Here is an 8,139-nt window from a genome sequence, read left to right as displayed (position 1 = left end):
CCCTTCATGGGATTCAGCCCGGCCGGCGTTTGAGGCCATCTTGTACGGGGTCCAGGGGGCTCAGAAGAACACGGACCGCCGCTGCACAAGCAGCTTGTACAACGTGTGCTGAATCTGCTCCCGCACCTGATCGGTCAGGTTGAACATCAGCATCGGATCCTCGGCCGCCTCCGGCGGATACCCGTCCGTGGGAATCGGCTCCCCGAACTGAATCGTCCACTTCGTGGGCAACGGCAACGCCCCAAGGGGCCCGAGCCAAGGGAACGTGGGCGTGATCGGGAAGTACGGGATGCCGAGCACCCGCGCCAACGTCTTCGCGTTCCCGATCATGGGGTAGATCTCCTCCGCCCCCACGATCGAGCAGGGCACGATCGGCGTCCCCGCCCGCAACGCGGTGGAGACGAACCCACCCCGCCCGAACCGCTGCAACTTGTAGCGCTCGCTGAACGGCTTCCCGATGCCCTTGAACCCCTCCGGCATCACCCCGACCAGCTCACCCCGCTCGAGCAGCCGCTCGGCATCCTCGGCGCACGCCAACGTGTGCCCCGCCTTGCGCGCCAGCTCATTGACCACCGGCAGCATGAAGACGAGGTCCGCCGCGAGCAGCCGCAGATGCCGCCCCTCGGGGTGGTTGTCGTGCACGGCGACCTGCATCATCAGGCCGTCGAGCGGCAGCGTCCCCGAGTGATTGGAAACGATCAGCGCCCCGCCCTCCGACGGGATGTTCTCGATGCCCTTCACCTCGACACGGAAGTACTTGTCGTACAGCGGCCGCACAAGGGACATCAGGACCTGGTCGGTGAGCTCCTCGTCGTAACCGAAGTCGTCGACCTCGTAGTCACCCGTGAGCCGCCGCCGCAGAAACGCGAGACCACCCGCGATACGCCGCTCCAGGCCACCGCCACCGTCCCGCGGCTGCGGTACGGCCCCGGACCCGGCCCCCGTCCCGGAAGCTCTCTCCCGCGAAGGCTGCGGCTCGGCCTTCTCCACCTGCGGATCCCCATCCTGCTGGCCCGGCATGGCCGTGACCTCACGCACGGCTGCCGGATCGTTCTTGCGCCGGGCCGCGCCCCTGCGCCGCGACGGGCGCTGCGCACCCGCGCGCGACCGGTCGTCATCGAACGGAATGACCTTGGCGTCCGCCATCGTTGACGCTCTCCTCAATTGGCGCTCTGGTTGCCCGCGAAGGGCAGTGTGGCGATCCGGTCGATGGCCCCCGCGACGGCCTGCGGCGGCAGAAGTCCCGGACCCCGACTGCGTACGAAATCCGCGAAGGTCTCCGCGGTCGTGTACTTGGGGCTGAAGCCCAGTGTCTCGCGCATCTGCCGGGTGGCCACGACCCGGCCATGGGTGAGCAGCCTGATCTGCTCGGGCGAGAAGTCCGTCATGCCCAGGGTGCGCAGCGCCTGGCCGACCCAGGTGACCGCGGGCATGAACACCGGCAGCGTCGGACGGCCCAGGCGCCGCGAGCACTGCGAGAGCAGCAGCAGGCCGTCACCCGCGATGTTGAACGTGCCGCTGTTGAGCGTCCCGCGCTCCGGGTCGCGTGCCCCGAGGCGCAGGACCTCGATCGCGTCGTCCTCGTGCACGAACTGCAGCCGCGGGTCGTAGCCGAAGACGGTCGGCAGGACAGGCAGCGAGAAGTACTCGGCGAGCGGGGAGTCCGCGGCGGGTCCCAGGATGTTCGCGAAGCGCAGCACGCAGACCGCCACGTCCGGCCGGCGGCGCGCGAATCCGCGTACGTATCCCTCGACTTCGACGGTGTCCTTGGCGAAGCCACCGCTGGGCAGCGACTTCGGCGGTGTCGTCTCGGTGAAGACCGCGGGGTCGCGCGGCGCGGAGCCGTACACGTTGGTGCTCGACTTCACCACGAGCCGCCTGACCGTCGGCGACTTCTGGCAGGCGCCGAGCAGCTGCATCGTGCCGATGACGTTGGTTTCCTTGAGCGAGCCGCGGTTGCCGCCGGCAAGGGCGGTGCCCGTGACGTCCATGTGCACGACCGTGTCCACGGAGAACTCGGCGAGCACCTTGGCGATCGCGGGCTGCCGGATATCGGCCTGGACGAAGTCGGCGCCGCCCAGATGATGCTCAGGAGGGACCGCGTCGACGGCGACCACCCGGTCGACCTCGGGGTCCCGCAACGCGCGTCGGACGAACCGCCCGCCCAGTTGGCGGGCCACCCCGGTCACGAGCACGACCTTGCCCAAGATCAGCGCCTGCCTTCCCCAGCCCTCGAAGTCCTGCCGCGCCCCATCATGTCCCTCCTGGCACACGCTAGCGGGTCGATGTTGCGCTGTGATGACCGCCCGATGCAGGAAGTGACGACAGCCACGACACACGCGCACGGACCTGGCCCTATGCCCAGACCAGGACGTACGCCGGATCGGGACGCACATCCTGCCCAGAGCGTACGTTCGAAACAAGCCCCCGGGCGGTCCGGTACAGCCCGAAAACCGGCCGGAAGACGCCCCGGCGGGTACCCGGAAACACCGAAGCCCTCCCGTCGGATGACGGGAGGGCTTCGGGACGCGCAGTCCAGCTGTCGCTTACTTCTTGTTACGACGCTGAACGCGGGTGCGCTTCAGCAGCTTGCGGTGCTTCTTCTTGGCCATCCGCTTACGCCGCTTCTTGATAACAGAGCCCACGACTACCCTCGCTCACTTCTCATCACTCGGTGCGGGGCAGCTGTCTGGGCCCACACGACCTACGTCGGCCCTAGCCTACCCGCCCCTGGGTGAGGGACGTAATCGAGGGCGATCGATCGACTCCGATCAGCCCGCCTCGACTCCTACATAGGACTCGCGGAGGTACTCGTGAACCGCCTGCTCCGGAACCCGGAAGGACCTTCCGACCCGGATGGCGGGCAGATGACCGCTGTGCACCAAGCGGTACACGGTCATCTTGGACACTCGCATCACCGAGGCGACTTCCGCCACGGTCAAAAACTGAACCTCGTTCAGCGGCCTCTGGTCTGCAGCCATGACACCCCACCTGAACCTTCCGCACATGACGGGCACCGGCTTCCCCTTCCGGTGACTCTTCGTCTCTGCGCGCTCACTCCCCAGACTAGGGGCGGATGATGCGAGTGGGGAAGAGGAGTAGCGATCGGCCGCCTACTGTGACAGACACGCTCGATTGAGTACATAGCGAGTAAGCGGTCGGTAGTAATCAGACCGCACAGCGTCATCAAGCGGAACGACGACGGACACCTGCCCCTCGGCCTCTCCGACGAACAGCGCGGGATCATCCGTATCCGCCAGACCGATCGCCTCGAACCCCAGCTGACCTGCCCCGCACACCCATCCGTGGTCCCCGATGACAAGCTCGGGAAGCGGTCCTTCAGCCTCCGCCGCGGCCGCGAGCGCGGCTCGAACCGGGAGTGGGGAATGGGTGTGTGCGCCGGTCTCACTCCCGGTCGGACGTGCGCCGGGTTCCCGCACCAGCGCGACTCCTTGTACGTAGTCAAGGTTGTACGTGCGTAGACCGAACCGGGTCGTTATGTCGACACTGTCGCCCTGCGCAGGGGTGAGAACGGTGCACCCGGCCGCCGACAAAGCGTCCGCCAGCGCGGCGTAGAAGCCGAGTAGCCGGTGCGGATGTCCCGTCCCGAAGAGCACGGGAAGCCGCCTTCGGGCCGCGCCCGAGAGCCTTTCGGCGAAGGCGTCGAGCGCCGCCAACGTCCGCTCCGGGTCGATGACATCGGCCCCCTGGGTGTGCCGCGGGTCGGCGGACACCCCGCACTTGTCCGCCATGAGCCCCAGCAAGTCACCGGAGCCCCAACTCCACTCGGGATCGAGCCCGAGGAGTATCCGCGGGTCACGGGCCGCGAAGAGCCGATAGCTCCGCAGGCTCTCTTCTCTCGTGGTGGCCACGGGCCCGGCAAGGCGGGCAGCCAACAGATGCGCACGCAACGCTCCGGTGCTCAACACGCTGTGAGCGTGCCGCAGAGAACTGCCCGGCGCCCCCAAAACCCCGGAAATCCCCCACAGTTGGGCTAACGGGGCTACGGCTGTTCAGCCCGGCCGGCGTTTGAGGCCATCTTTGTGGGGGTCAGGTCCCTCTACGGCAACAACCCCCGCAACGGGAACGCCGCCCGCCGAGCCGCGACCACAGCCTGATCAAGCCGATCAGCAGGGTCGTATCCCTCGGACCAGTCCGCCCAGGTGACAGGCCACCGACCGTCACTCATCCGCGCAGGCGCCAACTGCCGAGTACGCGCGAAGACTTCCTGCCGCCAGGCCTCAGGAATGTCCGCCGAAGGCAGCACCTCCCGCCCCGCGGCAATAGCGGTCAGATGCGTCCACGATCTCGGGACGACATCCACCACGGCATACCCACCCCCACCCAGAGCGACCCACCGCCCATCGGCGTACGAGTGCGCCAACTCATGGCAGGCCACCTGCACGGCCCGCTGCGCATCGAGCGAAACAGCAAGGTGAGCGAGCGGATCCTCGAAGTGCGTGTCGGCCCCGTGCTGCGAGACAAGCACCTGCGGCCGGAAGTCCGCGAGCAGCTCGGGCACCACGGCATGGAACGCCCGAAGCCACCCCGCGTCCCCGGTCCCCGCGGGCAGCGCGACATTGACGGCCGAGCCCTCCGCCACGGAGGCCGCACCCGTCTCCTCGGGCCACCCGGTCTGCGGAAACAGCGTCCGCGGATGCTCGTGCAGCGAGATCGTCAGAACCCGCGGATCGTCCCAGAAGGCCGCCTGCACCCCGTCCCCGTGATGCACGTCCACATCCACGTACACGACCCGCTCGGCACCCAGTTCGAGCAGCCGCGCGATGGCGAGCGCGGCGTCGTTGTAGATACAGAACCCCGAAGCGGACCCCGGCATCGCATGGTGCAGCCCGCCCGCGAAGTTCACCGCGTGCAGCGCTTCCCCGCGCCACACCGCCTCGGCCGCTCCCACCGACTGCCCGGCGATCAGCGCCGACACCTCGTGCATTCCCGCGAAGGCGGGATCATCAACGGTCCCCAGGCCATAGCTGCCGTCCGCCGACGCAGGATCGGCCGACGCGGCCTTGACCGCCTCCACATAGTCCTCGCGGTGCACCAGCCGCAGCGTCGAGTCACCGGCACGCTTGGCCGCGACCACATCCACCTCGCGGTCGAGCCCGAAGGCACCGACCAGGCTTCTGGTCAGCGCGAGCCTGACCGGGTCCATAGGGTGCTCAGGACCGAAGTCATAGCCCGTTACTGCCTCGTCCCACATCAGCTGTGCGCGCCCGCTCATGCCCGTCACCGTATCGGTCCGCTCCGGGGGCGAAAGAACGGGCATACAACAAGGTCATGAGCACCAACACCATGGGGACGAGCATCGCCGCACGGTAGTTCCAGGCGTCCCCGAGCGCGCCCACAAGGGGCGAACCGATCAAGAACCCCACGTAGTTGAAGATATTGAGCCGCGCGACAGCGGCATCCGACGCCCCGGGAAAGAGCCGCCCCGCCGCGGCGAAGGTCTGCGGAACGATCACACAGAGACCGAGCCCGAGCACCGTGAAGCCCAGAATCCCGGTCCACGCCCCGGGCGCAGCCGCGACGACCGCGAACCCCAGTGCGGCCACCACGGACCCCACCCGCACCACCGCCACGGCCCCGAACCGCCGCACGCCCAGGTCCCCGAGCCCCCGCCCCAGCAGAGTCATGACCATGTAGACGTTGTAGGGGACGGTCGAGACCTCCTCCGAACTCCCGAGCACGTCCTGCAGATACTTCGCGCTCCAGTTGGAGACAGTCGAGTCCCCGATGTACGCGAAGGTCATCACCAGGCAGAGCGGCAGAAGCAACTTGAAGACGACGGTCCCGCCCTGCCCCGCACCGCCGTCACCGTCCTCAACACTGGAGGACCCGGCATCGACGTACCACCGACTCCCCACCAACGCGGTCGGAAGGAGCACCACGACCACCGGCAGATACGACACGAAGAGCGAAAGATCCCAGTGCGCCCCCGCCCACGCGATCGACGCCCCCGCGATCCCGCCCAGGCTGTACGCCGCGTGAAACCCCAGCATGATGCTGCGCCCGTACGTCCGCTGCAGACTCACCCCGAGCATGTTCATGGAAGCGTCGAGCGCCCCCACGGACAGCCCGAACGATCCCAGCGCCACGGCCACCTGCCACAGCGCGTCACCCGCGCCGACCCCGAGCAGCGCCAGGAGCACCACGGGCTGCGCCCACCGCAGCACACGGCTGGGCGGCACCCGCTTGACCAGCCACTCCGTACCCACGCTCCCGACGCCGGCAAGGATCGGCACGGCGGCCAGGAAGACGGGCAGCAGGCCGTCGGATATCCCGTACTGGTCCTGAATGGCGGGGATCCGCGTCACCAGCAACGCGAAGGTGACGCCCTGCACCAGGAAGCTGAACGCCAAAGAGGCCCTGCCGCGCCGCAGCTCATCTGTCATGGCTGCAGAGCGTAGGACCCCTGACTACCGGTGGGTAGATAGATCACCCATTCAATTTCCTACGCCTCCCCCGCAAGGGAGGCGCAAGTCAGGCCCCCCGTCACCGCCCGAGCGCGGCAACCTCCTCGCTCACCTTCTCCTCCATCGGACCGACGACCAGGCGACCGCTCACCAGGACCGTCGCCGTGATGGTGACCCCGGCAATCGCGCCGCCGAGCCACACCATGGTGTCGACGGGCAGCGTGTAGGCCCCCACGACCCGCACCAGGGCCTCACCGAACAGCGCCACACCCCACATCACCGAGAACATCCGCTCCATCCCCGCGAACCGCCCCCGCTCGGCGATCAGCCGCTCCCACACCGCGGTCCGCGCCGCATTCCCCTTGGTCACCCAGGGCCTGAGCCCGGCGGTCATCAACGGCCGCCCGGCGCCGACGGACAGCAGCACGGCGATACCGATCGTCGCGGTGATCCCGCTGTCCTTGGCGAGCATCAGCCGCGGATCACCGGCAAGCAGACTGAGCAGCAGCCCGACGAGGTTGGCGGCCAGGATGAGCGCCGCGAGCCCGTTGACCCGCCGGTCCTTGACCACGCTCCACGCCGTCCGCCCCGCGGGCACCACACTGCTCCAGGCGAGCGCCGCCATCGTGCCCATGCCGAAGCCCTTGCTGAGCAGGTAGTACGAGGCTGTGGGCACCGCCGCGTCAAGCACGAGCGGCTTCAGCGACTCCCAGCGCGACTGCCGGGCGGAAGCTGTGCCCGTCGTGCTGGTGGCGGTACTGGTGGGGGTGGTGGCGAGCTGGCTCATGGTGATTGGTCCTCCGTCGTCCCTGTCACTGAGTGCGTCGCGTTCGTTCTCGACGTACTCAGCTTCGCCGCGAGCACCCATCGGCCGACAGAAACGATCGTCCGGACCTGGCAGTGACAAATGTCAGCCCGAACCCCAGGACCGCGTCATACCAGCAGGTCAGCCAACTCCCCCATGTCCCCGAAGAGTTCAGTGGCCCCCGAGAGCCGCTCCGCCGGCGTCATGGCGGTGAACCCGTAGACGTCCATCCCCGCCGCCACAGCGGCCCGCACGCCCAACGGGCTGTCCTCGATCACCACACACTTCTCGGGCGCCACCCCCATCCGCTCGGCGGCGTACAGAAAGAGATCCGGCGCCGGCTTCCCCCGCCCCACATCCTCGGAGCTGAAGATCCGCTCATCGTCGAACCACCGATCGAGCCCGGTCCGCCGATGCCCGACCCGAATCCGCTCATGGCTCCCGGACGAGGCCAGGCAGTAAGGCACCCCATCGGCGACCAGCTTCTCCAGTACGCCGACGGCACCCGCCACGGGCTCAAGCTCCCGCTCGAAGGCAGCGAAGACACGAGCGTGGAAGGTCACATCAAAGTCCCCGGGCAACCGCTGCCCACTGCGCTCAAGAACGAGGTCGTGTACGCGATGGACGGCGGCCCCCATGTAGTCACGCAGGGAGTCCTCATACGTGGTGGGGTGCCCGAGCTCGGTCAGATAGGCGGCAAGGATCGTATTGGAAAGCGGCTCGCTGTCCACGAGAACGCCGTCATTGTCGAAGATGACCAGGTCGTATCGCATAACTCGACCCTAAACACAGAAAAGCCCCCTTGCGGGGGCCTGGAACGCAGAAAACCCCCGCACCCAGAGGGTGCGGGGGTTTCCCGTTAATAATAGTTCGGCGGCGTCCTACTCTCCCACAGGGTCCCCCCTG

Annotated in this window: 9 protein-coding genes; all 9 read right to left on the bottom strand. The window is 68.0% G+C overall.

Annotated features, from left to right (window positions below):
- Positions 1-60: 60 nt before the first annotated feature.
- The 9 genes from ACFQ7F_RS44310 to ACFQ7F_RS44270 all read right to left on the bottom strand — a co-directional run bounded on the left by ACFQ7F_RS44310 (position 61) and on the right by ACFQ7F_RS44270 (position 8,006).
- Positions 61-1,146 (bottom strand): lysophospholipid acyltransferase family protein, encoded by a 1,086-nt coding sequence (locus ACFQ7F_RS44310; RefSeq protein ID WP_383284923.1) that lies wholly within the window; start codon positions 1,144-1,146, stop codon positions 61-63.
- Positions 1,147-1,160: 14 nt separating this feature from the next.
- Entirely contained in the window at positions 1,161-2,207 is a 1,047-nt protein-coding gene (locus ACFQ7F_RS44305; RefSeq protein ID WP_383284920.1) for an NAD-dependent epimerase/dehydratase family protein, read from the bottom strand.
- Between the two features lie 339 nt (positions 2,208-2,546).
- The gene (locus tag ACFQ7F_RS44300; RefSeq protein WP_003948845.1) at positions 2,547-2,645 is read right to left on the bottom strand and encodes a 30S ribosomal protein bS22; all 99 of its coding nucleotides are present in this window, start codon (positions 2,643-2,645) and stop codon (positions 2,547-2,549) included.
- A 126-nt stretch (positions 2,646-2,771) separates the two neighbouring features.
- On the bottom strand, positions 2,772-2,981 hold the full coding sequence (locus ACFQ7F_RS44295) for a helix-turn-helix domain-containing protein (protein WP_157869005.1): 210 nt from the start codon (positions 2,979-2,981) through the stop codon (positions 2,772-2,774).
- A gap of 132 nt (positions 2,982-3,113) precedes the next feature.
- Positions 3,114-3,929 (bottom strand): phosphatase, encoded by an 816-nt coding sequence (locus ACFQ7F_RS44290; protein WP_383284916.1) that lies wholly within the window; start codon positions 3,927-3,929, stop codon positions 3,114-3,116.
- A 131-nt stretch (positions 3,930-4,060) separates the two neighbouring features.
- Positions 4,061-5,236, bottom strand: a complete 1,176-nt coding sequence (locus ACFQ7F_RS44285) for an acetoin utilization protein AcuC (protein ID WP_383284913.1) — start codon at positions 5,234-5,236, stop codon at positions 4,061-4,063.
- Positions 5,187-6,407, bottom strand: a complete 1,221-nt coding sequence (locus tag ACFQ7F_RS44280) for an MFS transporter (protein WP_383284910.1) — start codon at positions 6,405-6,407, stop codon at positions 5,187-5,189. The genes ACFQ7F_RS44285 and ACFQ7F_RS44280 overlap by 50 nt, the downstream gene beginning before the upstream one ends.
- Positions 6,408-6,507: 100 nt before the next feature.
- The gene (locus ACFQ7F_RS44275; protein WP_383284907.1) at positions 6,508-7,215 is read right to left on the bottom strand and encodes a VC0807 family protein; all 708 of its coding nucleotides are present in this window, start codon (positions 7,213-7,215) and stop codon (positions 6,508-6,510) included.
- Positions 7,216-7,361: 146 nt separating this feature from the next.
- Positions 7,362-8,006 carry an HAD family hydrolase gene (locus ACFQ7F_RS44270; protein ID WP_383284904.1) on the bottom strand — a complete coding sequence of 215 codons (645 nt, stop codon included), beginning with the start codon at positions 8,004-8,006 and terminating at the stop codon, positions 7,362-7,364.
- Positions 8,007-8,139 lie beyond the last annotated feature (133 nt).

Source organism: Streptomyces sp. NPDC056486, from assembly GCF_042795295.1.
Lineage (GTDB): Bacteria > Actinomycetota > Actinomycetes > Streptomycetales > Streptomycetaceae > Streptomyces.
This window is presented reverse-complemented; position numbering and strand designations above follow the sequence as displayed.